This is a genomic window from Psychrobacter sp. CR212 (assembly GCF_059693765.1).
In genome coordinates this window covers 952,804-979,315 of the sequence record NZ_JCATIF010000001.1, presented here as the reverse complement: position 1 = coordinate 979,315, position 26,512 = coordinate 952,804, and the positions used below count along the sequence as shown (strand labels likewise).

General features: G+C 42.5%; 23 protein-coding genes. 8 read left to right on the top strand and 15 right to left on the bottom strand.

Annotation, left to right across the window (positions count from 1 at the left end; all coding sequences use genetic code 11):
- Positions 1-43: 43 nt before the first annotated feature.
- From mutL to AC58CZ_RS04155, 3 genes are read right to left on the bottom strand one after another with little or no spacing between them, the layout of a single operon-like run.
- A complete protein-coding gene (gene mutL, locus AC58CZ_RS04165; protein WP_340050161.1) occupies positions 44-1,780 on the bottom strand; it encodes a DNA mismatch repair endonuclease MutL in 1,737 nt (578 codons plus the stop codon).
- A 41-nt stretch (positions 1,781-1,821) separates the two neighbouring features.
- Entirely contained in the window at positions 1,822-2,352 is a 531-nt protein-coding gene (tsaE, locus tag AC58CZ_RS04160; RefSeq protein WP_071001691.1) for a tRNA (adenosine(37)-N6)-threonylcarbamoyltransferase complex ATPase subunit type 1 TsaE, read from the bottom strand.
- Positions 2,352-2,972 carry a 6-pyruvoyl trahydropterin synthase family protein gene (locus AC58CZ_RS04155; RefSeq protein ID WP_071001693.1) on the bottom strand — a complete coding sequence of 207 codons (621 nt, stop codon included), beginning with the start codon at positions 2,970-2,972 and terminating at the stop codon, positions 2,352-2,354. Before AC58CZ_RS04155 ends, tsaE begins: the two co-directional genes overlap by 1 nt.
- Positions 2,973-3,314: 342 nt before the next feature.
- Here AC58CZ_RS04155 and AC58CZ_RS04150 point away from each other — a divergent pair, with 342 nt between their 5' ends.
- Positions 3,315-3,452, top strand: coding sequence for a hypothetical protein (locus tag AC58CZ_RS04150; RefSeq protein WP_197496715.1), 138 nt, complete (start codon positions 3,315-3,317; stop codon positions 3,450-3,452).
- Positions 3,453-3,526: 74 nt separating this feature from the next.
- Here AC58CZ_RS04150 and AC58CZ_RS04145 read toward each other — a convergent pair whose 3' ends face one another.
- The gene (locus AC58CZ_RS04145) at positions 3,527-3,859 is read right to left on the bottom strand and encodes a YnfA family protein (RefSeq protein WP_071001695.1); all 333 of its coding nucleotides are present in this window, start codon (positions 3,857-3,859) and stop codon (positions 3,527-3,529) included.
- 6 nt (positions 3,860-3,865) lie between these two features.
- Positions 3,866-4,678 carry a PhzF family phenazine biosynthesis protein gene (locus AC58CZ_RS04140; RefSeq protein WP_071001696.1) on the bottom strand — a complete coding sequence of 271 codons (813 nt, stop codon included), beginning with the start codon at positions 4,676-4,678 and terminating at the stop codon, positions 3,866-3,868.
- Positions 4,679-5,034: 356 nt separating this feature from the next.
- Here AC58CZ_RS04140 and htpX point away from each other — a divergent pair, with 356 nt between their 5' ends.
- On the top strand, positions 5,035-5,949 hold the full coding sequence (gene htpX / locus AC58CZ_RS04135) for a protease HtpX (RefSeq protein WP_071001698.1): 915 nt from the start codon (positions 5,035-5,037) through the stop codon (positions 5,947-5,949).
- 214 nt (positions 5,950-6,163) lie between these two features.
- Here htpX and AC58CZ_RS04130 read toward each other — a convergent pair whose 3' ends face one another.
- The 3 genes from AC58CZ_RS04130 to AC58CZ_RS04120 form a co-directional block, all read right to left on the bottom strand.
- Complete coding sequence (locus tag AC58CZ_RS04130; protein ID WP_252962468.1) at positions 6,164-7,105, bottom strand: SEC-C metal-binding domain-containing protein; 942 nt, start codon at positions 7,103-7,105, stop codon at positions 6,164-6,166.
- A 195-nt stretch (positions 7,106-7,300) separates the two neighbouring features.
- The gene (locus AC58CZ_RS04125; RefSeq protein WP_071001702.1) at positions 7,301-8,575 is read right to left on the bottom strand and encodes a saccharopine dehydrogenase family protein; all 1,275 of its coding nucleotides are present in this window, start codon (positions 8,573-8,575) and stop codon (positions 7,301-7,303) included.
- A gap of 305 nt (positions 8,576-8,880) precedes the next feature.
- Positions 8,881-10,122 carry a carboxynorspermidine decarboxylase gene (locus AC58CZ_RS04120; protein ID WP_071001704.1) on the bottom strand — a complete coding sequence of 414 codons (1,242 nt, stop codon included), beginning with the start codon at positions 10,120-10,122 and terminating at the stop codon, positions 8,881-8,883.
- A 99-nt stretch (positions 10,123-10,221) separates the two neighbouring features.
- Between AC58CZ_RS04120 and AC58CZ_RS04115 the strand changes: the two genes are divergently transcribed.
- On the top strand, positions 10,222-10,887 hold the full coding sequence (locus tag AC58CZ_RS04115) for a DUF924 family protein (RefSeq protein ID WP_083328820.1): 666 nt from the start codon (positions 10,222-10,224) through the stop codon (positions 10,885-10,887).
- A 120-nt stretch (positions 10,888-11,007) separates the two neighbouring features.
- On the opposite strand, the gene AC58CZ_RS04110 is transcribed toward AC58CZ_RS04115, so the two are convergent.
- The 3 genes from AC58CZ_RS04110 to lpxB form a co-directional block, all read right to left on the bottom strand.
- The gene (locus AC58CZ_RS04110) at positions 11,008-12,177 is read right to left on the bottom strand and encodes a CAP domain-containing protein (RefSeq protein WP_494223384.1); all 1,170 of its coding nucleotides are present in this window, start codon (positions 12,175-12,177) and stop codon (positions 11,008-11,010) included.
- 248 nt (positions 12,178-12,425) lie between these two features.
- Positions 12,426-13,298, bottom strand: a complete 873-nt coding sequence (gene rnhB / locus AC58CZ_RS04105; protein ID WP_494223385.1) for a ribonuclease HII — start codon at positions 13,296-13,298, stop codon at positions 12,426-12,428.
- Between the two features lie 22 nt (positions 13,299-13,320).
- Positions 13,321-14,637, bottom strand: coding sequence for a lipid-A-disaccharide synthase (gene lpxB / locus AC58CZ_RS04100; RefSeq protein WP_494223386.1), 1,317 nt, complete (start codon positions 14,635-14,637; stop codon positions 13,321-13,323).
- A 452-nt stretch (positions 14,638-15,089) separates the two neighbouring features.
- Between lpxB and AC58CZ_RS04095 the strand changes: the two genes are divergently transcribed.
- Positions 15,090-16,172 carry a 3-deoxy-7-phosphoheptulonate synthase gene (locus AC58CZ_RS04095; RefSeq protein ID WP_058025756.1) on the top strand — a complete coding sequence of 361 codons (1,083 nt, stop codon included), beginning with the start codon at positions 15,090-15,092 and terminating at the stop codon, positions 16,170-16,172.
- A 229-nt stretch (positions 16,173-16,401) separates the two neighbouring features.
- On the opposite strand, the gene pepN is transcribed toward AC58CZ_RS04095, so the two are convergent.
- Positions 16,402-19,002, bottom strand: coding sequence for an aminopeptidase N (pepN, locus tag AC58CZ_RS04090; RefSeq protein ID WP_494223736.1), 2,601 nt, complete (start codon positions 19,000-19,002; stop codon positions 16,402-16,404).
- Between the two features lie 408 nt (positions 19,003-19,410).
- On the opposite strand from pepN, the gene AC58CZ_RS04085 reads away from it, so the two are divergent.
- The 3 genes from AC58CZ_RS04085 to AC58CZ_RS04075 all read left to right on the top strand — a co-directional run bounded on the left by AC58CZ_RS04085 (position 19,411) and on the right by AC58CZ_RS04075 (position 21,690).
- Positions 19,411-20,046, top strand: coding sequence for a DUF6231 family protein (locus AC58CZ_RS04085; RefSeq protein WP_289116375.1), 636 nt, complete (start codon positions 19,411-19,413; stop codon positions 20,044-20,046).
- Between the two features lie 137 nt (positions 20,047-20,183).
- On the top strand, positions 20,184-20,702 hold the full coding sequence (gene pal, locus AC58CZ_RS04080) for a peptidoglycan-associated lipoprotein Pal (protein WP_494223387.1): 519 nt from the start codon (positions 20,184-20,186) through the stop codon (positions 20,700-20,702).
- Between the two features lie 184 nt (positions 20,703-20,886).
- A complete protein-coding gene (locus AC58CZ_RS04075; protein ID WP_494223388.1) occupies positions 20,887-21,690 on the top strand; it encodes a 4'-phosphopantetheinyl transferase superfamily protein in 804 nt (267 codons plus the stop codon).
- A gap of 116 nt (positions 21,691-21,806) precedes the next feature.
- Here AC58CZ_RS04075 and AC58CZ_RS04070 read toward each other — a convergent pair whose 3' ends face one another.
- On the bottom strand, positions 21,807-22,688 hold the full coding sequence (locus AC58CZ_RS04070) for a hypothetical protein (RefSeq protein WP_494223389.1): 882 nt from the start codon (positions 22,686-22,688) through the stop codon (positions 21,807-21,809).
- Between the two features lie 613 nt (positions 22,689-23,301).
- Between AC58CZ_RS04070 and AC58CZ_RS04065 the strand changes: the two genes are divergently transcribed.
- Entirely contained in the window at positions 23,302-24,060 is a 759-nt protein-coding gene (locus tag AC58CZ_RS04065; RefSeq protein WP_058025592.1) for an IclR family transcriptional regulator, read from the top strand.
- 161 nt (positions 24,061-24,221) lie between these two features.
- Here the strand turns inward: AC58CZ_RS04065 and mmsB are convergent, their stop codons facing one another.
- Complete coding sequence (gene mmsB / locus AC58CZ_RS04060; protein WP_071001711.1) at positions 24,222-25,163, bottom strand: 3-hydroxyisobutyrate dehydrogenase; 942 nt, start codon at positions 25,161-25,163, stop codon at positions 24,222-24,224.
- A 71-nt stretch (positions 25,164-25,234) separates the two neighbouring features.
- Positions 25,235-26,494, bottom strand: coding sequence for an enoyl-CoA hydratase/isomerase family protein (locus AC58CZ_RS04055; protein ID WP_093069932.1), 1,260 nt, complete (start codon positions 26,492-26,494; stop codon positions 25,235-25,237).
- Between the last annotated feature and the right edge of the window lie 18 nt (positions 26,495-26,512).

Genomic DNA, 26,512 nt, shown 5'->3' with positions numbered 1-26,512 from the left:
ATTGCCTTTATATAGTTGGCTAAAATAGTAGTCAGCTTGATATTTATTCGGATGTAGAAGATAACATTAGTGTGACTAAACGATGACTGTCTAAGATTTTGATCGCATTTCTTGTCAGTATATCAGCGAGATCTGCGACAAAAACTGCTGAGTCTTGTGCAGTCATTTGCGAGCTTACTGTTGTAAGCTGTTGATTGATCTCCATAGCACTGTTTGACATTTTATCTTTTTTAAATACCTTATTGCTAAATATAGATGATTCAAACAACTGGCTTACCTTTGACTGCCAGTCTTTAGTACTTATTAATAGACATTGCCCTTGATGATGAAATAAGAGCCAAGGTAGGTTTTTATCAGTTGCGGTTGAATCGATAACAAGAGCCTCTGCATCATTAATAATATCCAAGCAGATTGGTAAGGATGAAACTGTAGGCGCTTCGGATGAACGATACGAAGTATGGCGACTTTGCTGTAACGGCTCATCGACATAAGATGGTGCTGGTTCTTTAGCTGGCGACTTATGTGAAAATGATTTGCTTGAAGCAGATTGATATGACTGCCTAGGAGCTTGCACTTGTCTGCTCTGCCTTATGTGCTCTGTAGGCATATCATTGGGTAAATGTGTGTCAGACAAATTATCTACAGAGACGTCTTTTTCTGGCACTTCTGGATTATCGGGGCTAGCAACCTTTGGCGTAGCATTGACTATTTTTAGCTGTGAACGAATCGTATGGCTTAAGTGAGCCATGATATTGTTTAGCGGACTGATTTTGATACGCTGCTTCGATGGATGCACATTGACATTGAGCCACTGAGTTGGCAACTCAAAATAAAGCGCATACCCCATACCTGCTAACTGAGCGCTCTGAGCCAGTTGACGCATTTGGTTACTGATCAACGCCTCTTTTACCAAGCGACCATTCACATAGATCAGCTTTGGCAATGCTATCTGCTCATCGGTCATCGGCCATAACCAGCCACTGATTGCTGCCTGATCAACTGTGCTATCGCCGTACGCTACAGACGACTGCACAAGACTCGATAAATCTATCGATACTGCTAGCGCATTGTCCGTTAATGGCATACCAGTCGCTTGCTCGAGACGCGGCAACGGTAGACGGTTAGCATCATTATCGTTAACGTTTGTAGCATTTGCAGACAATGATAACCGCTTTTTATTGTCATGAAAAAGTGTCAGTGCGACATCAGCTCGCGCCAGTGCGACTTCACGGACGATGGTCTCGATGTGGCCAAATTCAGTGGCAATAGATTTTAAATTACCGCGGCGGGCAGGCACATTAAAATATAAGTCTTTGACTATGATTGTTGTGCCGCGATTATGAACGACTGGTGTGAGCTTTGGGGTATCATCTAATACTCCAGCCACCTGTAGTTGACGGCCTATACCACTCTCATCATGGCTACTCGTCAAGGTCAAACGAGAGACAGCCGCCATCGCTGCCAATGCTTCACCGCGAAAACCGAGCGTCGTAATGCCGTGCAAGTTCGCAACATCAGCGACTTTGCTAGTCGCATGACGAGTAATCGCCATCACCATATCATCAGGATGAATACCCACACCGTTATCCACCACTTCAATCATGCCCATACCACCTTGAGTAATACGTACCTCAATATTGGTGGCACCTGCATCAATGGCATTTTCGAGCAGCTCTTTGACGACCGCTGCTGGACGTGTCACGACCTCACCTGCTGCTAGTTGATTAATCAGCAGCGGCGATAGTTTTTTGATACGGGTGTTGGGGTGATTATCTGGCATTGATAGATGTCATATTTTAAAAGAATGGCAAGTGGTGTGATTTAGATATTAAATTTTGATAAATCCAGACCTTGCGCTTGGCCTGCTTTTGATACTCTTAAGTGCACTTGGCGTGCTTCATTACCTTTATCATCGTTTTCAACTTGCGTAATATCGATAAACAAAGTTGGCATCGGTAGATAACCATCAGCACGGCTCGCCCATTCAATGATAACGAGCGCTTCAGGCTCATCTAAATACTCATCAAAGCCAATAAAAGACAGCTCTTCTGGATCTTGGAGACGATATAAATCTGCATGATAAACTGGCTTAGTCGTGCCATTGTTTTGTTCAATGCTATAAGGCTCAACCAAGGTATACGTTGGGCTTTTTACCGCTCCAGTATGACCGAGAGCATGCAACCAGTAACGCGTTAAAGTGGTTTTACCTGCACCCAAATCCCCTGCCAGCCACACACTACCCGTCAGCGGCAATGCTGCCAGTTGCTTAGCCAATAACTGTGTATCTTGCTCAGAGTTCAGTATCAAAGTTTGCACGCTGTCACTGTTTTCTATTGATTGATCATTATGCATCAGTCTGAACCTGCCTGTGCTTGCTCTGGCTGTACCTGCATAGTCACCGTTGGGTTGGTGAAGCTTTCACCGCGAATCAGCTTGGCGTATAGCTCAGAGTCCGTCCACTCAGCACGAACTTGTTCACTAAATTCGAAATCCTCTAAAACCAGCTTACCCATTTGCTCGTTTGCCACATCATCGGCGAAACACTGCGCGTAACCCGTCGCGGTTTCATGAGCAATCACTGAATACACACTGACATCCGCCTCACCATTTTGCATTTGCGTCTGTCGCAGTATTTCTTGCGCCCAAAAGAAAATCACCCGTGAAAACTGTTCTGCCGATGGTGAGACTGGCAGACTGATCCAACGTGCGCTAAATTTCTTACACGCTGCGACATATTCAGGATCGTCTTTGTTCCAAAAACAAATCGCATGATCAAAGCTGTCGATAATGTCTTTGATCGAAGATTTTAGCAGCCCAAAGTCATAAACCATTTGCCCATGGTCTAGACGGGTGGCTTCTAAAATCAGCTCAATCTGATAGCTGTGACCATGGATGGAGTGCTTGCAACGCTCAGAGCTACAGTTGCGAACGATGTGAGCGTTTTCAAATTTGAATAGTTTACGTATACGCATAATAATTTGACCAAAACAGTGAGCACGATGGTGCTAAATGTTAATAAATAAGAGTTTGCCGCGTTTATGAATCGGTTTATGGCTAATTATAGCAAATCGCCATGTATCCGTAAGTAAGCACTTATGAATACCATGATTAATTGAACGAATCGATTAGCGCATAACTTGGCTAAAGCAATGATTTCGCTAAAGGAAAGAAGCAAGAGAACTGAATCGTAGGCGAATTGAATTGTGCGAGTACTATCTATTACTAATGCTTAAGCCTATACTCGATTTAGTAAGCGACTATGTTAGTCGTCACCATACTTACCTTAAGTCAGCCCAATTGGCTTAGCTGGTTGTATGCGTTATCTACAAAGGAATTACCATGAGCAAAGTCAAGACAGTAAGAAGAATGTCAAAAAGAAACCACTTTTGACAGCAAAAGAAAAGAAAGCGGCGAAAAAAGACGACAATGGTAGCATCTTAGGTAAACATTAATATTTCTCGTATCAATATGCCAATCTGACCTAGTGGTTTGATTGGCGTTTTTTTGAGTTGGCCACTCGTTTTTTTTAGGCACTGCGCGGCGCAAACATAATAACCGCCATTCCTAATAGTGCAACTACTGAGCCCACTATGTCCCACATGGTTGGTCGTATCCCATTGACCGTCCATAACCATAAAATCGCCATACAAATATATACGCCACCATAGGCCGCATAGACCCTACCTGCAGCAGTCGGATGTAATGACAGCAGCCAGACAAACGCGATCAAACTCAGCGCGCCAGGTATTAATAGCCAGATAGATTTATCTTCTCGTAACCATAGATAAGGCAAATAACACCCTGCAATCTCAGCCAATGCGGTCAGCGCAAAAAGCCCAACGGTTTTTAATTCTGTCAAACTTACCTACTCCTCAACGGTAATAAATCCAGTCAGGTATTGTACGGCATTGCCAGAAATAAGCACTCTATCGTCTGCCACGGTACAGTCAAGCACACCGCCGCGACTAGATGCTTGATAAGCGACTAATTCATTTTTGGCTAAACGCTTCGCCCATAAAGGGGCAAGTCCAGTATGAATCGAACCTGTTACTGGGTCTTCATCACCACCATTTGCTGGCCGAAAGTATCTAGAGATAAAATCATAATCATGATACCTCTCTGAGGTTGCCTGACAAGTTACCACCACATCATAGGGCGCTAGCTGCTTCAACTTTTCATTATCACGCGCGACATTCAGCACATCGGATTCAGAATCATAGATGACGAAATACGCTTGAGTATTACGATAGACTTCAGCAGGCCCAATGGATAGACCTGCTAATAAACTATCAGGAATCTCATCGATTCTCTCAGGCATTCTATTGGGAAAATCCATTTGCATTTTGCCAGAATCCGTTTTTGCGACTGTCAAAATACCAACCGCTTTGGCTGAAAAGTTAATCGACTGTACGTTTGAATTTTTATTAAACAATACATAGGCAGCGGCTAAGGTCGCATGACCACAGAAGTCAATTTCGGTCAATGGTGAGAACCAACGAATATGATAAACACCTTTGCCATCAGCAACAATAAAAGCGGTCTCAGACAAGTTATTTTCAGACGCAATAGACTGCATCAAAGCATCATCTAACCATGTATATGTCACAATAACCGCCGCAGAATTGCCTTTAAACAACGTGTCAGTGAAGGCGTCTATAATATTTATTTCTAGTTGCATGTGATGTTCTCATTTTTATAATTTTTTAAAGATTAATCTTGGTCATCATTATCTTAGGAGAAATCAAAATAAGAAATAGTTGACCAAAACTTAATACTTAGATCAATAGGCAATACTTTCAATGATGTTGTACTGTAGCTAACCGGTCTTGGCAACGAGCTAATATACCTAGCTCGCTAATTGTCTCAAAAAATCTCACTATAGCTAGGACAACATAATTACTTTAGCATTTTGACAATATTGAAATAGTATGACACACAAAACCCCAGTAAAATCTATCATGGCAAACAAACTTCTTAAATAACCGCCTATCTAGGCCATACCAACACTTTAAATTTAAATAGGAAATTAGCGTCATGATGCGTATTGGATTGTTTTTATTGACCAACTTGGCCGTGATCGTGGTCTTTAGCATTGTGTTTGGGATACTATCCAGATTTTTTGGGATTGGCGGTGTATATACGGCAGGCGGGCTAAATTATGTCAGCCTTGCAATTATGTGCGGTATCTACGGTATGGTCGGCTCAATGATTTCGCTATTTCTGTCGAAATGGATGGCCAAAAAATCCACGGGTACGGTGGTAATAGAATCCGCACGCAACCCAACTGAGCAATGGCTGGTCGATACAGTGGCAAAACAAGCGCAAGCGGTAAACATCGGTATGCCTGAGGTTGGTATTTTTAATAACTCGCAGCCAAACGCGTTTGCAACTGGCTGGAATAAGAATAAAGCGCTGGTAGCGGTATCCTCTGGTCTACTACAAAATATGAATCAAGATGAAGTCGAAGCGGTACTAGCGCATGAGATTGGTCATGTAGCCAACGGTGATATGGTAACCCTTGCCCTCATTCAAGGCGTGGTCAATGCGTTTGTGATGTTCTTTGCGCGCATTATCGGTAGTTTCGTGGACCGTACTGTGTTCAAAAACACCAGTGATCGCCCAGGTATCGGTTACTTTATCACCAGTATTGTGATGGATATTTTGCTTGGGTTTTTGGCGTCTGCTATCGTGATGTGGTTCTCACGCTTACGTGAATTCCGTGCGGATCAAATGGGCGCCAAACTTGCCAGCCGCGAAAAAATGATCAGTGCGCTTGATGCTCTGCGTCCTTCTGCACAGCGACCAGATCAAATGCCTGAGAGTATGAAAGCATTTGCAATCTCGTCTGGACAATCTCAAGGCTTTAGTATTGCCAACCTGTTCCGCTCACACCCAACATTGGATGATCGTATTGCGGCGTTGAGAGAATATAATCCTAGTGAAAGGTGATGGATTGTTTGGTTCATTATTGATTGCTAGAAGCACAACCTTTAAATTGGGCTAGTGATCTGTAGGTTATACCTTGATTTTGGTCAATATAGCAAAATTTATAGTTTAAAAATATAGACTCACTATACGAACCAATGCAACTAGGCTTGATCAAACATTGCTCATCATTTTTATCCTAAGATCAAATGCAATATAAATATCCTGAAACTCTGGACTATATAATTCCACAACACCTTTTATATTTTTTACCACTACCACATGGACACTGTTGGTTACGACCTATCTTTTCTTTTTTTATAGTTTTTTTCACTTCATTAAAAGGTACAGGGTAACGATTAATTGCAGATTGATAACTAATTTCCATATTACTTATTTCCACACAACCACCGCCAACACCTACTGAAAGCGAGTGTTCCAATATATCCAACCCCACCTTGCAACCTGATATACTCATAGATGAAGAGCTCAAAACTTGACCACTTCGAGTCACTACTTTTAAGTCTTCATTTTCTCGACAGCTAATCTTTACTCCATGATGCATCATTTCAAGTCTTTCGATAATTAGGGTGTGAGGAGCCTCTGACCTCAATACTAGAGAAATATTTCCTGAGTTTTTTCGAATCGTAATTTTTGCTCCAATAACTTCAACGTCCCAATTTAATGTAGAAGTAACCCATTCATTATTTACAATCTTCAGTATTTCTTTACCATCAAAATTTGTAAGATAGGCGTTAATTCTAAAGGGTGATCCTGTGCACTCAGGTCTTTTCACAGAGAAAATACTTTCACCATCAATATTAATTAAAGAATCTACATTTTTACATATCAAGGTGCCTAATTTTATAGTAGGTTCTACAAGACCAAGATCAAAAGGACCAAAAGAAAATCCTTTCTGATTACAAATAGGATTTAAAGATCGCATTTTGATAGTGTCTTTAGATAGAATTTTTCTAGTGACTCGATCATGGCAGCCTCCACACAACAAAACAATATGTTCAGGATTGTGTTCCTTTGCTTCAGCAAAAGTAGGATCAAGATGTTCATATTGATATACGGCGTTACCACAGTTAACACAACCAAACCCACAGCGCTGCCTAACTTCTCTTTTCACTAAAGAGGATATAGTATCTTTTAAACCATATTTATTGACTCTCAATTTTACTGTCCTTAATATTTTTTTAAAGTGAAAGCTAATGAGTATAAAAAGTAGAGCATTTGTAGAAAATAAAATGGTAGCTACCAGTGATAGTAGCAAGAACGCCATGTCACCGCTAGCCCCCTTTATTCATATAACTAGACATAAAAAAAGCCTATCTATAAAAGATAGGCTTTTCTAAATAACATTTGCTAATTAAATATCAAACTCAAGCGCTCTATCACCTTCGCTATCTTTGATACGCGTTGGCAGACCAATCTTATTCAATAGATTAATAAATGGCTTGGCATCTAGCTCTTCGACGTTGACCATCTTGCCTGCGTCCCATTCGCCAGTCGCGACTAGTATTGCCGCAGCAACAGGTGGCACGCCTGCAGTATACGAGATACCTTGGCTACCCACTTCGTTGTAAGCGTCTTTATGATCTGAGACATTGTAGATAAACACTTCCGTCTCAACGCCATTGATTTTACCTTTAACTTTATCACCAATGCAAGTCTTGCCTGTATATTCTGGTGCAAGCGAGCTTGGATCTGGTAGTACCGCCTTCACGACTTTTAGCGGCACCACTTCTTGGCCTTCAGCCGTCATCACTGGCTGCTCAGACAGTAGGCCTAAGCTCTGTAGCACGGTGAATACATTGATATAATGCTCACCAAAGCCCATCCAAAAACGAATGTTTGGTACATCTAGGTTGGCTGACAATGAATGCACTTCATCATGACCACTCAGATAGCTGTTCTGCACACCCACAACTGGCAAATCATCTGTACGTTTGACTTCAAACATTTTATTAGACTGCCACTTGCTATCTTGCCAAGAGTAAACTGTCCCTGTGAACTCACGGAAGTTGATCTCTGGGTCAAAGTTAGTCGCAAAATATTTGCCATGACTGCCCGCATTGATATCAATGATGTCAATATCAGTCACAGATCCTGCATCCATCATGTCATAACCCAAGCGTGCATACGCATTGACCACACCGGGATCAAAGCCTGCACCTAAAATAGCAGTGACATTATTGTCTGCACAGCGCTGTTTGCGTTGCCACTCGTAGTTGTTGTACCACGGCGGCGTCTCACAAATCTTGCGTGGATCTTCATGAATAGCCGTATCTATATATGCCGTGCCTGTTTCAATACAAGCTTCTAGTACGGTCATATTGATAAATGCCGAGCCAACATTAATAAGTATCTGTATTTTTGTGTCTTGTATCAGCTGCACGAGTGCTTGGCTGTCCATCGCATCGACCTGATGCGTATGCAAGACTGCAGCCTGCTTAAAGCTGTCTTTTTCTTTTACGCTCTGCGCGATGGCATCGCATTTGTCTTTGGTACGTGAGGCGATATGGATCTCGCCGAGCACATCATTGTGCATCGCACATTTATGCGCGACCACTTGAGCGACGCCGCCTGCTCCGATGATAAGTACGTCTTTTTTGTTAGATTTGGCTGGTTGGTTTGTGTTCAATGAACAATCCTCCTTTGTGTCCCTGTCGATACCATTGATTTTGGCTATGCAAAACAGAAACGAGTGAATGATATGCGTGAATTAAAAAGGAAGACCGAGGAAAACCCACGCACCCGTCGGGCAGATAATACTCCATTATTTGCCCGACGCGATTATAACAATTTTTATTCCCTTATCGGTAAAAAATATGTATAAAAAGTAGAGATATTAAAATGCATACTAATACAGGTTAAGCCTTTGTTTTTTAAACATTAAAATACAAAACCCGACAATAACATAGTCTTAAAAACTAAGGCTACTAAGGCTTAAGATAGGCTGGCTTTATATTCCTCATAGTCGAACTCACGCTGGATATCGGTACTGCCGTCCAAACGACGAATCACAATCGCTGGCATATTAACCCCATTGAACCAGTTTTTCTTGACCATCGTATAACCGGCAGCATTACCAAAGGCGATCTTATCGCCTATCTGAAGATTACTCGGTAATGCATACTCACCAAAGATATCACCTGCCAAGCAAGAACGACCATAAATAATGGTATGGTCTGCCGACTCAGCATTGGCTTCAGACGGCGCAGCTTCTGCTGGATTGCCAGTAGGTGCAATATTGCTAGCAGTATTATTGATCGCGACAATCGGTGCGGACTCACGATAGATAAGCAAGTCGAGCATATGTGCTTCAATCGAAGCGTCGACGACGGCGAGATTTTTTTGATTGTGCATGGTGTCTAACACTGTCGTGACCAACGTGCCCGCGCCATGGATACTTGCTTCGCCTGGTTCTAAATAAACTTGCACGCCATAGGTCTCACTAAATACTTTTAATCTGTCAGCCAGCTTTTCTAATGGATAATCAGGCGCGATAAAATGAATGCCGCCGCCTAAGCTTACCCATTCAAGTTGCTGCAAAATATCGCCAAATCTAGATTCGATATCTGCCAAACTTTCACTAAAGGCTTCAAAACTGTCATTCTCGCAATTGTTATGAATCATAACGCCTGTAATATCGCTTAGTACCGCTGCGATTTTATCTTTATCGTGCTCACCAAGGCGGCTAAATGGACGTGCAGGATCAGCAATCAAAAATGATGAGTTGCTGGTTTTTGGATTTAATCGTAAGCCTACTGGAACACCTTGCGCTGCCGCTTGATTTTTAAAAGCAGTTAGCTGTGAGATTGAGTTAAATATAATCTTATCAGCATAACTGAGTACTTCAGGAATTTCATCTGCACTATAGGCGACGCTATAAGCGTGGGTTTCTTTTTTATCGCTGCTACTGGCATCAGCGTTATTACCAAAGGTCTCATAGCCCAATCTCACTTCGTTAAGTGAAGACGAAGTCGTGCCATGCAGATAAGGCTGCATCACATCAAAAACACCCCATGTGGCAAAGCATTTTAGTGCCAATAATGCTTTTGCACCAGACAGCTCACATAGCCTAGCGATGATTTTCATATTGGCAACGATCGCCGCTTCATCAAGCACGTAGTATGGCGTTGGTGGCAACGATACGTTGATAGAATTCTCTAGATTTTTTGCATTCATAATAGGTTACCTAATAGACACTCTGCTGTTGGTATCTTGACAGACAGATATAAATATTTGCGCTATAGTAGACTAAATCCATCATAATTAGAATATCTTATGGCACTCTCAACCGATTATTCCACCTCTGCCAGTCGATCCCATGCCTCTCAATTAGACCCAAAACATATAGACTTGACGCACCTCCACCCGGATGCGCGTGCAGTATTGGATTTTTGGTTTGATAAAGATAATGAAGCGTGTTGGTTTGAACAAAACGATCGTTTTGATAAGCAGATAAAGGACAAGTTTGGTGACATTTGGCAGGCAGCAAAGCAAGGTGAATGCGTTAAATGGCGCCTCGCAGAATCTTCTCTAGATGGCAATAGTTCAATAACAGCGCTAGCAGGACGATTGGCAGAAATCATTGTCTTAGATCAGTTTTCACGAAACCTGTGTCGCGAACAAGCCTGTGCTTTTGCCCAAGACGGTATGGCATTAGTTTTAGCACAAGAAGCCACTCAGCAGCCCTATTTTGACACTTTACCGATGCAATGGCGTAAGTTTATGATTATCCCATTTATGCACTCTGAATCTGCCTTAATTCATGAGCGCTATTTGCCATTATTTAGACAGTTAAATGATGCCACTACGCTAGATTTTGAATATCGTCATAAAGAAATTATTGATCAATTTGGGCGTTACCCACATCGTAATGAGGCACTAGGGCGCAAATCAACTGAGGATGAAAAAGCCTTTTTGCAACAGCCAAATTCTTCATTTTAAAGTAGGTTTTATCCAGTCTGCTTACTTTGTCACATTCTTATAGTGTCTTTATATAAAACAAGGACTGAGCCAGTTATCTGGTTCAGTCCTTTTGTTTGTACAATTGATTAAACGGCTTAACTAATAATTTACCTTACCCGTCGTAAAAGTGAATGACTTACTTTCTAAGTTTTTATCATCAATCAAGATATCAAAGCTTACTTGATACTTTGTATTGCCATACAGACCACATTGCTGGCTTTGATTTGCCGCGCGATTAACTTCGCAGCTCTTTAGTGCATCTGTTAATGGCAAAATAAATGCCTCATTCGCTGGTAATGCGTAGTTGGTGTTCACATACGGATCGTTATCAAAGTCGATCAATTGAATCGGTATATTAGTATTTCGCTGAGTATCTCGGAACTTGATGTTGCTGACTTTGATTTTGTTTGCTGATGGCATACTCACATAAACAGGCTGTCCGATAGGATCGGTACGTAAATCGCGACCTGTGCCTTTAACAGGGTTTGGCGACTCACTATACAGAGCAGTTACTGTATCAGTCACACCTTGACAGGGATAAGTAAAAACACCTGACACGGTTGTATCTTTGGTCGCTTGTGTCGCTGAGGCATGGCTAACCAAGACATAACCTTGGTTAAGAGCTGGATTTTTGGCATCCGGTTTATATAAAACCATGCCTGAGCCAACAGCGCTTGAGGTGGGTAGCATCAATGAACGCAAATGATAGGGTGCTGCCAACAACGACTTGGCCATTGATGTTGCCACCACATCCGTTTTCAGAAAGCTTCCTGCTGAATTGAAGTAGACAGATTGAGCAATATTTTCTGTGGCACCATATTGTGCGTTGCTGTATTTTGCGTTTAATAAGCGATCTGAGAAATCTAATCCACCGAAGAATGGGTTATTGCTACCTGTCAAACTAGCAATATCGCTGATTTTATTTTCGACACGGGCATTAAAACTGGTCGGCGTGCTATTAGCAAAGACGTATTTGATATAGTTTGCGTGCTTAATCGCAATATCATCAAGCGCGGTATCAACAGATAAACCACCTAAGCCACAGCTGGTTCTTGCCAGACTAAATTGATTATTAGCACTTAAGGCTGCTTGCGGATTATTCTCAGTAGGATTACTATCGCTTGGCTCACTATCTTGCTCTTCTTGTGTTTCGCTCTGTGGATTATTGGATGTAGAACCATTATCAGAGTCACCACCACCACCGCAGGCCGTTAAAAATACCGCTAAGAAAAGCACTACAGCAAGGTTCTTTTGAGGGGGATGAGCCATCATTTCTTATCCTATAAAATAGTAATATATATAATTCTAGTGAGAATAAAATTCAAAATAAAAGCTTAGTCATTGATTTAACAGCACTTTATACCAAGAGCAACATATTGCATTACATTTTATAAATTTTCGCTCGTTATTTTTCCGAAAATTTGCCTGTTTGTTAACATAGGTATATATCTTCTTTCTGCTGGTACATTAAATCTTTATCATTAGACGATTTCTAGACGAGATATTGTCGTTTAAAATTAGCTCTCTAATGCCTTTCTCACTGGCGCAAAGCTGCGCCTATGTGCTGATAAGACACCATGTCTCTCAATGGCTTCCATATGTGCGCGAGTTGGATAGCCTTTATGTTTGGCAATACCGTATTCTGGATACTGCATGTCAAGGGCATACATGGTCTCATCACGGCTCACCTTTGCCAATATACTAGCCGCTGCGATACTGGTATGACGTGCATCACCCTTCACCCATGCTTGGCAATCAACAGAAGATGGCGATATGCCCAATTCGTGAAATGTAGCATGGCTCAAATCAGGACAGCGATTACCATCAAACAATACTTCAGTTTGTAATTGTTTAAGCAATGTATTCTCATTGTTTTTAGTCACCAAGCATGTAAGAGCGGCATCTAGCAGTGCCTCCGTACACAAGCGCATACCGAGCATGGTAGCCTGCAAAATATTGACTTGATCGATGACAGCTGCGGGTACATCAGCGATGATATAACTGACTGCATGCTGTTGTACCAATGGATAAAGAAGATCGCGCTTTTTTTCGCTCAGCTTTTTGGAGTCTGTCAGTATCGACAATGGTGTGTCTTTGAGTGGTTGTTCTTCAATCAATCCTGACCAAGACGCAGGCAATATCGCGGCGGCCACATTGACACTACCTAGTAACGGTCCACGTCCTGCTTCATCAACGCCAATTTTTAATATTGACTGTTCTAAGCGTTGCGCTTCATCGCGCTCATATTGAGCAAACAGCTTAGAGGTATTCAACTGTCCATATAAGCGTATAGGCGCCGCCAATTGAATATACTGCCCTTTGACATCAATATGATCAATACTGACGTCAATTATCTGGGCTAGGTTTTTTGTGCTAGGTTGAATTTGCATAATATTAGAAAGTCTTTCTAGGTTAGGTAAGATTGGAGGCATTACTATCGCTCATAAAATATTGTTCAATCACGCTATTCGCTGGCTCATGATTGCTTTGCTGCTGCAACGTGTGCTTTGTCGCTAATAGATCTTTTAATTGCTCAGCATAAGCACGCGGTTGTAATAGACGCATCACCGTACGGCAAATATTATCCCCACTTGCCTGCTCTTGAATAAGCTCAGGCACAATCGGCGCATTAGCCAAAATGTTAGGCAGTGCCACATAAGGCACTTTTACCAGACGTTTGGCAATCTGATAAGTGATCTGATTCAATTGATAAACCACCACCATCGGACGCTCAAGCAGCATTGCCTCCAATGTTGCTGTCCCAGAAGCTAGCATCACGATATCTGACGCTGCCATCGCATGCTGACTAAACTCTGGCTGAGTATCATCATAAACGACGACAATAGCTGCCCGCAGCTGCTCTGAGCATTGATCAATGACTTCTTGCACAATATATTGGTGATTTTGATCAACCGTTGGAATGATAAAACACAGTTTTGGGTCTAATAATATGAGCTTTTGAATGCCGTCAAGCATCAATGGCAAGATAGCGGTAATCTCACCACGCCGAGAGCCGGGCATCACGCAGATAAGCTGGCTGACATCATCAAACCGTTCAATAAAAAACTGCTGTAAACCATCATTGTGCCAGACCAGCTCGCTACGGCGCTGATTGATTGGCGAGTCTATCAATGCTTGATCAATGGTTCGTAGCAACGGATGCCCCACACAGATCGCCGGATGATTATGACGCTCATAAACCGGTAGCTCAAATGGGAATAGGCACAATACCAAATGGGTCGCCGCTTTAATATTATGGATACGCGACTCACGCCATGCCCAAATAGAAGGACTGACATATTGCACACAGAACACGCCTTGTGGCTTGAGTTTTTTAGCGACCCGTAGGTTAAAATCAGGTGCATCGATACCAATAAACCAATCGATATTGGCTGTCTTAAACGCACTCAATAGCTCGCGGCGTGCTTTGAGCAAATCTGGTAGCTGCGCCATGACTTCAACCAGACCCATCACTGCCAAACGCTCTAATGGAAAAATGCTTTGCAATCCTTGCGCTTGCATCTTAGTGCCGCCCACGCCTACCCAAACGATGTCATCACGCAGATTATTCATCTGTTGCATAAAATCTGCGCCTAAACTGTCACCTGACACTTCACCTGCGACAATGGCTATCACTAGCGGCGTGGCAGTCGCTTTAGGTTTATTAAAATCCGTCTCTGTTTGGCTGATGGAATCAGTATGTGGATGAGACGTAGCAGAATCTGTCATGACAAGCTCTCAATATTGAAGATATACAAATAAAATAAATCGTTGTTGTAAAATATAACACAGTCAGTCAATGATAGAGGTTGATGACATACACATTTTATCTGTGTCTATTTTTTGGCATTCATGTGTTAGTGTGCAATCGTTTTAGTGCGCAATCATAAAGCCATCGCGGTCGCTATCATACGTGACGATGATACAAATAGCTAAATTCACGCATAAAATCTGATCGTTGAGCATCCAGCACTTAATTCATCCTTATTAATAGACAGAAAAACGAAATACCAAACGTGCATTTGCGAATTCAAATATAACCTTAATCATGTGTAAGTATAACTAAGTTTTAGTTTCCTCATTCCAGTTATCAGTCAATTAACTACCGGACTACCCTTGTCAACCAACACTTTTGTCCGCATAATGAATATTCCTATAAATCAGCTAGACGATATATAACCATGACAACATCAGTTACCCATAATGCAGACATTGACGACGTGAATATTGAAAAATTTATTCCTTTGATTACTCCCGCTGAGCTAAAAGCTGAGCTACCTCTGTCAGACGATGCATACAAAACCGTACTAAACGGTCGCCAAACGATCCAAAATATCTTGGACGGTAAAGACAAGCGTCTGTTTGTGGTCATTGGACCCTGCTCTATCCACGATATTAAAGCGGCCCATGAGTATGCCGATCGCTTAGCCGTATTGGCAAAAGAGATCGAAGACAGCGTATTTGTCGTCATGCGTGTTTATTTTGAAAAACCTCGTACCACGGTCGGTTGGAAGGGTATGATTAATGACCCTGACATGAATGACAGCTTTGATATCGAAAAGGGCTTGCGTACGGCGCGCAAGCTACTGCTTGATCTCAATGAAAAAGGCTTGCCTTGTGCGACTGAAGCCCTTGATCCAAACACGCCGCAGTACATGCAGGATTTGATCAGCTGGTCAGCAATTGGCGCCCGTACCACCGAAAGCCAAACACACCGTGAAATGAGCTCAGGCTTATCTTGCCCAGTTGGCTTCAAAAACGGTACTGACGGCGGTATGACGGTTGCTGTCAATGCGATGCAAGCCGTTAAAGAAGGGCATAGCTTCCTAGGTCTATCCTCAGATGGCAAAGTCTCTATCATCAAATCGAAAGGCAACCCTTACGCACACGTGGTACTTCGCGGTGGTAATGGCAAGCCTAACTACGATGAAACGGCAGTTGCTCAAGTTGAGAACGAACTGGCAAAAGGCAAAACCAATGGCAAAATCATGATTGACTCAAGCCATGCCAACTCAGGTAAAGACCCTTACTTGCAGCCTATGGTTATCCAAAACGTCGCTGAGCAAATTCAAAATGGTAATAAATCAATCATTGGCATGATGATTGAGAGTCACCTAAAAGGCGGCAATCAAAAACTAACCGCTGATTTAAGTCAGCTTGAGTACGGTAAATCTATCACTGATGGCTGTCTAGACTGGGATAGCACTGTCACCGCATTGCGCGGCTTGCGTGATATGGTAAAAGATGTGCTACCAAACCGCTAATAGCCATTAACGATAGTATATCGTCAAGCAAAAACTAAAAAGCCCTTTTCGTACTGACACGAAAGGGGCTTTTTATTGGGAGAATTTTAAGAAAAACATTTTCTTGAGCAGCTTAATTCTTAATGATCATTAATGCTATACGCTCAATTAAATAAAGCCAACTCTAGTTTGAGGTTGGCTTTATTTTAAAGTTAATACTACAGCTAAATTATTTCCTAGCTATTATCAATCAGCTATTTGCAGCACCTAATACACTCTCTAAACTTTCAAGCACATGCTTGGATGCAACGTTCTTGCGCAAGTCTGTTAGCTGCTCATGCGCCATTTGACGACGTGGTTCAGCCAAGGTATTCCAGCGTGCCAGCACTTGTAGCAGTCGCGACGCCAATACAGGGTTGGCATCATCGAGTTTTTTAATCACGTCTGTATACATCTTCAGACCCTCTGCTGTCCATAGTACTGTTGGTTGTGAGCTAAAGGCGCCGATAACTGAACGGACACGATTAGGGGTATTCCAATCAAAATCGGTATGCGCAATTAACGACTTGATCACATCAGGTGTCACATCATCAGCGGCGGCTTGCACACTGAACCACAAATCAATCACCAGATCGTTTGCTTGGAAGCGCTTATAGAAATCGGTCAAATAATCATTGGCTTTTGGCAGCTGATGGTTAACCATCGCCTTCAGCGCACCAAAACGCTCTGTCATACAGCTAGCATTATCATATTGCTGTTGTGCCCAGTCGGCTGCAGCTTCGACGTTAGCAGTCAGTGCCATATCAAGCACCACATTACGCAGCGCACGAATGCCTCGTGCCTCAGCGCTGTCTTCATACGACTGCATTGGCAGATCATTGTATAACGTAGCCCATTGATCTTTTAATTTATCTGCTACTTGCTGATATAGTCCATCGCGCTGCTCTTTCACTAGCACCGGATCGTAGTCTTGAGGAATAGCAGAAGCCAGCTCTTGCGCTGATGGAATATCAAGTAATCGTGCGGCCAGCATCGCATCATCAGCTGCTAAAACGGGCAACGTCTGTGCCAAGGCTTCTAAATACACATCAGGACTGCTCTTCGCACCTTGGCTTTGCAGTAAAATACGGTTGACCAGCATTTGGGTGACTTGCCAGCGGTTAAACCCATTGGTTTCATGCTTGAGCAAAAATGCTAAGTCTGCATCTTGGTAATCATAGTTGAGCTGTACTGGCGCACTAAAATCACGCAGTAAAGACACAACAGGCTCACTTGCGACATTTTCAAACACAAACGTTTGCGTCGCCTCGTCAAGCAATAACATACGCTCAGCGACGATAGCGCCTGAGTCTTTATCAAACAGTGCGGTTGCTACAGGTATCGGCAACGGTTTTGGTGCATCAAAGCCTTTCACATGACGTGTTTGCTGATTCAAAGTAATCGTTAATGTCTGCGCTGCACTATCATAAGTTTGAGAGCCCGATACCACTGGCGTACCTGGTTGGCGATACCAGTCGATAAAGTCCTCGATTTTGTCATCAGTGATGCTAAGGGCTGATAAAAAGTCTTCTACCGTTACCGCTTGTCCATCATAACGACGGAAATACTCGTCTGTTCCTTTGCGAAAATCATCCGGCCCTAATGTGTTCGCAATCATTCGTACGATTTCAGCGCCTTTCTCATAGACGGTTGTAGTATAAAAGTTATTAATCTCAACGAAGCTCTCTGGGCGTACTGGATGTGCTAATGGGCCTGCATCCTCTGCAAATTGATGCGCGCGTAGTGTCGCCACATCATCAATACGCTGTACCGCACTTGATTGCTGATCTGCTGAAAACGACTGATCACGGTAAACCGTAAAACCTTCTTTCAAACACAGCTGAAACCAGTCACGGCACGTGATACGGTTACCCGTCCAGTTGTGAAAATACTCGTGAGCAATAATGGCTTTTACGCTAAAACTGCGCGCATCAGTAGTGGTCTCAGGGCTAGATAACACACAAGCGGTGTTAAAGATATTAAGACCCTTATTCTCCATTGCGCCCATATTGAACTGACTGACCGCCACAATCATATAGCGATCTAAATCATAGGCTCGGCCGTAATTGACCTCATCCCATCTCATGGCGTCTTTTAAGGCTTGCATACCAACATCACATTTATCGATATCGGCAGATTTTGCATACACCTCAAGTAATACGTCCCGACCTTCGCTGGTCGTATAAGAGTCTGTCAACACATCCAAATCAGCAATAACACAGGCAAATAAATAACTCGGCTTGTTGGTTGGATCCTGCCAAATCGCATAATGACGCTCTGGCGCATCAGCAACCTCGCCTGCTTCAACTAAATTACCGTTAGCCAATAACGTCGGATAGCGCTTATCGGCTTCCAGTCGAGTGGTAAATATCGCGAGTACATCAGGGCGATCAGGATAAAAAGTAATCTTACGGAAACCCTCTGGTTCGCACTGAGTCACAAACATCGTGTCGTCACCACTACCTGCCATGTATAGACCTTCAAGCGCGGTGTTAGTTTGCGGGCAGATACGTACCTGAATGTCTAAGGTAACCTCATCAGGTGCTTCATAAATCGTTAGCTTGCCATCTTCTTGCTGGTAGTGCTCAGATGTTAACGCTTTATCATTCATGATAATAGACAGCAGCTCTAACGATTCGCCAAATAAGACAATATCCCCTGTGGTTTGGCGTACCATCTTAAGCGTACTATTTACCTGAGCATAATCTTCAAACAGCTTGATGTCCAAATGGACCGTTTCCACATCAAAACTTGGTTTTTGGTAATCCTTTAGATTAATTTTACTTGGTGCATGTGGGGGTACATCTGGCATTTCAGGGTTGATGATCTGAGCATCGGTTTCAGCAGTAGACATGGTAATTTCCTATTATTATTGATGATATGTTATGAGTGTTATTGTTTTGCTATTCGCATTATAGCTTTCGTCTTGATAGCAACGTTTATGGCGCTCAAAGTCACAATGAAAGTCACAACGGGCGCATGTTATATATGGTTTCCTGCTTATAGGTAGATTGACCTAAATCCTTATATTTCAAGTATGGGCATCGAGATAACTGAGTTTATCCTTCATATACATTTCCTCGTATACATTCATGTGTGTTGGTTAGCCTCTATATGAATGATTAAATCAACAATTGGCTCACGTTATCAATTGGATAATGCCGATGAAAATGATTTAATAGGCGCACTAATAACTCACCTTTCATAAACGGCTTATTATATGACAACACACACTGCCAAATACTCAAAGATCACGTTACCTCTACTGATAGAGTATGTTGATGCTCTCATGCCTTCGCTTGATAGCTCACTTGATAAACAAGCACAAACGATGACTAGACAGACTGATGACACTACTCAGCTGTTATGGGTAGCACACGACAAAACAGAATTATCAACTCTGCAAACACAGCTCAAGAAAACTACACATATTAAAGATACGAATGTTAAAGATGATAATAACGTATCAGCTGAAGCATGGCACGTCTCCACTTTATCAGAGCTTGCTAAACAGCATGTGCTTGAACGATACGAACTTGCTTGCTTTTGGCTACCCACCCTCTCACAAGAGCTGTTACATCAATACATCCCTGCCCTCATGCGTTATCGTGATCTTTATGCAGCACACTTGCTGGTTGCGCTTGATAGTTCCATTGATTTGAAACCTTATGGGTTTACGCCATTTGATATCTTAAGCGAGCCATCTTTAGATATTAGTGATATTGAATCCATCACGTCTTCCACTGTATCAGCGGCGCTTTGGCAGTTCAATTTATATGATTATAAACAGCTACCGAATTGGCTCAATGCTGATTACTGGGCCAATCCTGAAAACTGGGGCAAATACCGCTGGTGATACGTCACATATCTATCGTTATTTACAGTAAAAATACTTACATAAATTAACAGTTAGTATATGATGGCTAAAGATTGCCTGAGTTTTATCGTAAGCAGTTTAAAAAATAAATTTAATTAAAATTTTAGGAGCTCGTCATGTCAATCAGTTTTTCTAAGATCGCTGTTTTAGCTGTACTATCAAGCGCCGTTGCACTCACTACAGGTTGTGCGACTAAACGTGCTACCTCAGAAGTTGTGGTCGCGCCGCTAGGCATTCCAGGTGGTCAAGTTGGCTATAATGGTGCCGTCATCGTTGATAACTCAGCCGCTGTCATTACTGGTGCTGAAAACTTACAAGCGGTTGTCTATTTTGGTTTTGATAGCAGCGAAATCACTGCGCAAGCGGCGAGCGTTCTTAACCAGCACGTGAGCCTATTAAACTCAAACCCAGCAGCTGGTGTCGTTATCGCAGGTCATACTGATGAGCGCGGTAGCCGTGAATACAATATGGCACTCGGTGAGCGCCGCGCCCAAGCAGCACGTAATTATCTTGCTGCTCAGGGTGTCGCCGCCAACAACATCCGTGTCATTAGCTATGGTGAAGAACGTCCTGCAGCGGCTGGCAACACCGAAGATGCTTATGCACAAAACCGCCGTGCTGAGCTGTCTTACTAAGCGTCATTAAAAATCATTTGCTTTAAAAAAGCCCAGTAATGTTATATTACTGGGCTTTTTATATTCTATTGAGCTAAGTAAGATATAAATATTTCAAACTCAAATGTAAGATACCTAGTTTTAAACATATTATTTACATTTCTAAAAAAACTTCGTTTTCAATTAAAAATATTAATGACCACTCATGATAATACCAGTACTAAATATCACTAACGTCCAACTTACTCAACTCGACCATGAAACTTGGTGCGTGACTGCTCAAGTAAGTGATTTATCCAGTCCTGTAGGAATGAGCAACTTGTGGAACGACTCATACTGGTTATCAGTATATCCATCATCACATATAGTCTTTACTGAGCTTCGTCATTTCAAATGGCATTATCATGCAGTACAAAAACCAATATCAAAACGTAGTATTGCTCATAGGCAACGTCAACAGCAGCGCCAAGGTGTAAGACAGTTACTACAAGCGCTACTCAATAAGCTAGAAATCAACGATACCTTAGATGAGTCGAGCTTCCCCTATCGCCTTAGCAAAAGCAAGTATTACGTCTGTTTTAGCCATACAGCCGCTCATAACAAAGACAAATTCAATAAAAAATCTCATCAAAATATCCCTGCTATTTCATACAGCAAAATAGCAGCGGTCATCAGTCGTCGTCGCCCTGCTGGCATCGATATCGAGCGCAATGATGTTGCTTGGCATATCGTCAAGCGTTTTTACTCAGATAATGAAGTTACTATCTTACAGACATTACCAAAAAATCAGCGTGATTATATTGCAAAGTTACTATGGCAAATCAAAGAAAGCTTTATCAAGATCCATCAGTACACTTTGGCACAAGGTTTAGGTATAGATTACTCTGATGTCATTCCTGCCTTGACTGATGATATGAATAAAGACTTTATTACTGTCAGTCATACTAACGATCAATCCAATCACCAAATTGCAGTATTGCAAGCAGATCAAACAGTCGTCGTTTTTTGATCATATCTGGCAATGCTCTCGCAGTTATTATCTTCGCTTTCTTCTAGACATAAAAAAACGACCCTAAAAAGGGTCGTTTTTTTTGTTCTAATAACAGTATTTACACTGTGATTAGATTAGAAACGGTAAGTTGCACCAAGTTTAACGATTGGCATCCACTCAAGATAATTCTCGTCTTCTAATTCTTTCTTGATTTGATCTTCAGCAAGTGCACCGTTAGCACCGTTAGCATTAACAGTTGCTGTTGTCTTACCAAGATACGCAGCACCTAGCTCGCCAAATACACCGAAGTTGTTAGTGATGTTAGGGCGGAAACCAATAGTTAAGTAAGGAGCTAGCTTGTTACGATGCTCAAGATCAGCTTGCACGCCACCAACTTCTGTAATATCGCCACGCTCTATATCAATTTGATCAGCATCAGGCGTACCTACGAAGTAACGAGCGCCGTCAACTGGATAGTAGCCATTATCGCCTGCATCTTTAGCATTAGCAGTCGCTGTGATTTCGTTATCAGGAACGATGATACCAGCACCCATCGTGAACCAGTTACCAGTAGGACGCAATTGCACGCCTAGATATGGGTTGCTAAAGTCAGTGTCAACATCATAGTTTACATCGTTTGCATCAAAATCACCGCCGAAAAGCTCAGCAGCGTCGCCACCTGCCCAACCAGCTTGTAGTTCAGTTTTCTCGTTAAGTGACCAACCGATGTTAGCACCATAACCTAGAGTACCAACTTCAGCACTAACAGATGCTGGGTTAACAGCTGTTTGGAAGAAAGTTTTAGTACCACCAACTACAGCACCAGTAGTGTTGCGTACGATACCAGCATCAGAGTTATATGTGTAAGCAGGTTCTGCTTGGTAGGCAACAGCCACTGGTTCAGCTTCGTATACTACCGCATCGTTGTTATCAACAACGATAACCGGATCAGCTGCTAATGCAGCAGTTGATGCTAGAACAGCAGCAGAGATTGCTGTAAGTTTAATAAGTTTCATAATTATTCTCCTAAAGTGTAAAGTAACTCGCCCGTAAAAAATGATAATTTTGCTCTTTTTTAAACCACCATTTTGTTGAAGAGATTAAAACAATTTTGACTCAAAAAGTCACCCCCATGGATGCGCTTTTTATTTGCCGTTATGTAAAGATTGCATAGTTACTGTAATAATTGCTACACCAACCTGCAAAACTTTGAATTCCTGTTACAAAACTCTCTCAAAGCAATTAATCAGTGTAGACATGAATACTGGTCCGCTTAATGTTCATGTGAGGGTATTACAAAATGTTTCATCATAATGTCTGAGTAAACCACTCAACTCAACAGCAGTTATATAGCTTATTACTACAGAATGTTGCAATGTGTGAGTTGAGGTATCTACTGTTTCGCTTAGAAAAAATTGTAAATATGGAAGCTAACAGTACAAATGTTCTTATATAGTGTCACCAAGCCTTGTCTCAGCTTGATATTGTGCTAAATTAGACATAGAGATAGATCTATTGTGGGAATGCAGATTTATTACTATTTGTCTTCGTTATGAAAACATTATAGTCTCGTCGAAAACATTATAGTCTTGTCAGCCTCCCCCCTTTTACTACTACTGAGCCCTTTATATGCCTAAAGTATCCTCGATCACCCGTGTGTTAGAGATCATAGAAGCCGTGTCATATGCTTCTAAACCTCTCTCTCCACTTGAGCTATCGCAAGAGTTGGATATTCCTAAACCGACCATACACCGTTTAATTCAGAATTTGGTCGACGATGGTTTTTTGACCGTTGATATCGGTGGCGGTATTGTTCCTGGTAAACGGGTTCGCAATCTGAGCGTTGAGCTTTGGCAGCAGCGCTTATTCTTTAATGAGCGCCAGATGATTTTGCAAAAACTAGTTGATGAGCTCAAAGAAACTTGCGGTATCGGTGTTCCTTATCATATGAATATGATTTATACCAACCGCGCACAAACGACCTTACCATTGCAGATATACCTCCCAGTAGGTGCAAAGTCGCCCATGTGGTGTACGGCAACTGGTAAATTGTATTTGAGCCAACTGTCTACCACCAGTCGCAATAAAATATTGCAGGGTTTACCATTAGACAAATTCACCAAAAACACCATCACTGATATTGATGCTTTGAATGCCGAGCTCGACCGTATCGCTACCACTGGCATTGGTATTGATAACGAGGAGTTTATCTCTGAAATGGTGGGGGTGGCGGTGCCTATATTAGATAAAAAGTCGCGCTATCTGGCCTCATTGTACCTGCATGCACCAACGATACGCGTATCGCTCGACGAATTACTGACTCATGTACCTCGACTACAGCAAGCAGCGCAAGATATTCAAGCTCTCGTGTATGACTTACAAAGCTAATAGAGTCATTGCTCATTCATTACTATGATCAAATAAAAAAAGGTTCATGCTATAAATGTAGCATGAACCTTTTTTCATCTAACAAGCCCTCTTTAATCAGTCCTCACTATTCACGATAGTAAGAGTGATTGAGTATATGAGTCGTTATTTCTAAGGTAATTCTAAAACAATACCGAGGCATCATGACGGCCCATAATACTAGAGAAGTCTTTATCACCGTTCTCAAGCGTATGCGTGGCATATAACTCTGTTGCCTTGGCACCCATTGGCGTGTCTACATGAGTATCCTTTGCCGTTTGCATAGCAAGATTGAGATCTTTTTGCATCAGCTTACTCATAAAGCCACCTTGGTAGCCATTGCTAGAGGGAACGTTTTCCATAACTTGCGGATAAGGGTTATAGACCTCTAACGTCCAGTTACGGCCTGAGCTTTGTAGCATAATATCTGATAATACTTTGGGATCTAGACCGTTCTTCACCCCTAAATTAATCGCCTCTGCCGTGCCTGCCATTAGGATACCTAACAGCATGTTGTTGCAAATCTTCGCAACTTGTCCTGCACCATGTTCGCCTGCATGAAAAATATTTTTCCCCATTACAGCGAGTATCGGCTCAGCTTTGGCAAAAGCGTCGTCATCACCACCAATAATAAAGGTCAAGCTACCAGCAATCGCCCCGCCTGTCCCGCCAGACACGGGGGCATCCAAAAAGTCGATGCCAAGATGGCTTGCAGCGTCTGCCACTGTCCTAGCATCAGCAGCCGCTATTGTACTACTATCAATCACAAGCGTGCCTTTTGGTAATTCTGCCAGCAGACCATTAGCGCCACTATCGCCCAGATACACAGAGTGCACATGCTGACCCGCCGGCAGCATACTAATGACAACTTGAGCATTGCTCGCCGCATCTTTAGGACTCTGTGCCACGCGAGCACCTGCTTTTTCTAGGCGCTGGGTTGCTGCATCAGACAAATCAAAGACAGAAAGTGTATATCCTGCCTTTAATAAGTTTTCTGCCATAGGCGCACCCATATTACCAAGCCCAATAAAGGCAATATTTGGTTTAGAGTTATTATCCATCATCACTGTATCTTTTGTACCCATCTCATCACTCCTTGATGATTTATGATGTAGCCATTGCTACATACTATTTGACAATATTTGTTAGTAGATAATTAGCGCACATACTGACTGCCCAAAGCTTCCTCACCCAACCAATCTTCTAGAGGGTGCTCACCTTTTGGATAAGGATTGGCAAAGTGCTTATCGATATACGCTTGGCCTTCTACACTTACGCAGTCTGCCAACGAGCGCGACCACTGCGGATCTTTATCTTTATCAATCAATAATGCACGCACACCTTCTTTGAAATCAGGATTGGCTGCACAATGTACCGCCACGTTGGCTTCTAAATATAAAACTTGTTCTATCGACAAATCAGCGACTTTGTGATACAGCGCGTAGGTTAACGCTGCTGTCACTGGGCAACCATGACGATAGGTTGCAACTGCTCGCTGAGTCCAACTGTCTTCTGAAAAGTCTTTATTTAACTGTACTAGCGCTTCATCACTTTGTAGCAATGCATCGATATCTGCCAAACCGCCACTGTTCATCAATTTTTGGATAGGCTGCCAGTAGGTCGCAAGCTTACTATCAGACAACTCGGCTACTGGCAGCTCAGCAAGTGCACGGCCGACGATACTATGCGCACTATTATGATGGAACTTGTTTGAACTACTGGCACTATCGAGCGTTTGCCAGTCGCTCTGCTTAAGACGTTGTATGACAGCATCATAATCATGACTTGCAACAGCATACTCTGCTAGGTTGGCCAACAGCGCGTCATTGGCGTTACACATCGCGCCAGTCAAGCCTAAGAACAAACCTGTTTTGGCGGGCATTCGCTGCAAAAACCAACTGCCTGAGGCATCAGGAAATAAGCCAATGGTAATCTCAGGCATAGCAAAACGTGTGCGCTCAGTGACAATACGATGACTGCATCCTGCCATCAGCCCCATACCGCCGCCCATGATAATGCCATCACCCCAAAGTATTAATGGTTTTGAGTAAAAGTGCATTTGACGATATAGACGATACTCGTGACTGAAAAACTCAGTGGCATAAGGGTTTGGTATCGGCGCACTAGTAGACATACTGTCATAGAGCTTACGAATATCACCGCCTGCACAAAAGGCCTTATCGCCTGCACCTTTTAACACAATCGCCACTACTTGGTCATCCGCTTGCCACTCCTCTAACTGCGCTGCTAGCAGTTGACACATATCAACACTGAGCGCATTAAGCGATTTTGGGGTATTAAGTGTCATTATCCCGATTAGATGTCCGCAATCTGTTGGTTCAGTATTGAACAATACAGATGCCTCTTGCTCGGTATTGTTCGAAGAGTTTTGGGTGTCGTCGGTAGCTGCTGTCATAAAAGTGACCTACAAAGT

Coding starts and splice junctions, on each gene's coding strand:
- mutL (WP_340050161.1), bottom strand. CDS start 1,780: ATGCCAGATAATCACCCCAACACCCGTATCAAAAAACTATCGCCGCTG.
- tsaE (WP_071001691.1), bottom strand. CDS start 2,352: ATGCATAATGATCAATCAATAGAAAACAGTGACAGCGTGCAAACTTTG.
- AC58CZ_RS04155 (WP_071001693.1), bottom strand. CDS start 2,972: ATGCGTATACGTAAACTATTCAAATTTGAAAACGCTCACATCGTTCGC.
- AC58CZ_RS04150 (WP_197496715.1), top strand. CDS start 3,315: ATGCGTTATCTACAAAGGAATTACCATGAGCAAAGTCAAGACAGTAAG.
- AC58CZ_RS04140 (WP_071001696.1), bottom strand. CDS start 4,678: ATGCAACTAGAAATAAATATTATAGACGCCTTCACTGACACGTTGTTT.
- htpX (WP_071001698.1), top strand. CDS start 5,035: ATGATGCGTATTGGATTGTTTTTATTGACCAACTTGGCCGTGATCGTG.
- AC58CZ_RS04120 (WP_071001704.1), bottom strand. CDS start 10,122: ATGAATGCAAAAAATCTAGAGAATTCTATCAACGTATCGTTGCCACCA.
- AC58CZ_RS04115 (WP_083328820.1), top strand. CDS start 10,222: ATGGCACTCTCAACCGATTATTCCACCTCTGCCAGTCGATCCCATGCC.
- AC58CZ_RS04110 (WP_494223384.1), bottom strand. CDS start 12,177: ATGGCTCATCCCCCTCAAAAGAACCTTGCTGTAGTGCTTTTCTTAGCG.
- rnhB (WP_494223385.1), bottom strand. CDS start 13,298: ATGCAAATTCAACCTAGCACAAAAAACCTAGCCCAGATAATTGACGTC.
- lpxB (WP_494223386.1), bottom strand. CDS start 14,637: ATGACAGATTCTGCTACGTCTCATCCACATACTGATTCCATCAGCCAA.
- AC58CZ_RS04095 (WP_058025756.1), top strand. CDS start 15,090: ATGACAACATCAGTTACCCATAATGCAGACATTGACGACGTGAATATT.
- pepN (WP_494223736.1), bottom strand. CDS start 19,002: ATGCCAGATGTACCCCCACATGCACCAAGTAAAATTAATCTAAAGGAT.
- AC58CZ_RS04085 (WP_289116375.1), top strand. CDS start 19,411: ATGACAACACACACTGCCAAATACTCAAAGATCACGTTACCTCTACTG.
- pal (WP_494223387.1), top strand. CDS start 20,184: ATGTCAATCAGTTTTTCTAAGATCGCTGTTTTAGCTGTACTATCAAGC.
- AC58CZ_RS04075 (WP_494223388.1), top strand. CDS start 20,887: ATGATAATACCAGTACTAAATATCACTAACGTCCAACTTACTCAACTC.
- AC58CZ_RS04070 (WP_494223389.1), bottom strand. CDS start 22,688: ATGAAACTTATTAAACTTACAGCAATCTCTGCTGCTGTTCTAGCATCA.
- AC58CZ_RS04065 (WP_058025592.1), top strand. CDS start 23,302: ATGCCTAAAGTATCCTCGATCACCCGTGTGTTAGAGATCATAGAAGCC.
- mmsB (WP_071001711.1), bottom strand. CDS start 25,163: ATGGGTACAAAAGATACAGTGATGATGGATAATAACTCTAAACCAAAT.
- AC58CZ_RS04055 (WP_093069932.1), bottom strand. CDS start 26,494: ATGACAGCAGCTACCGACGACACCCAAAACTCTTCGAACAATACCGAG.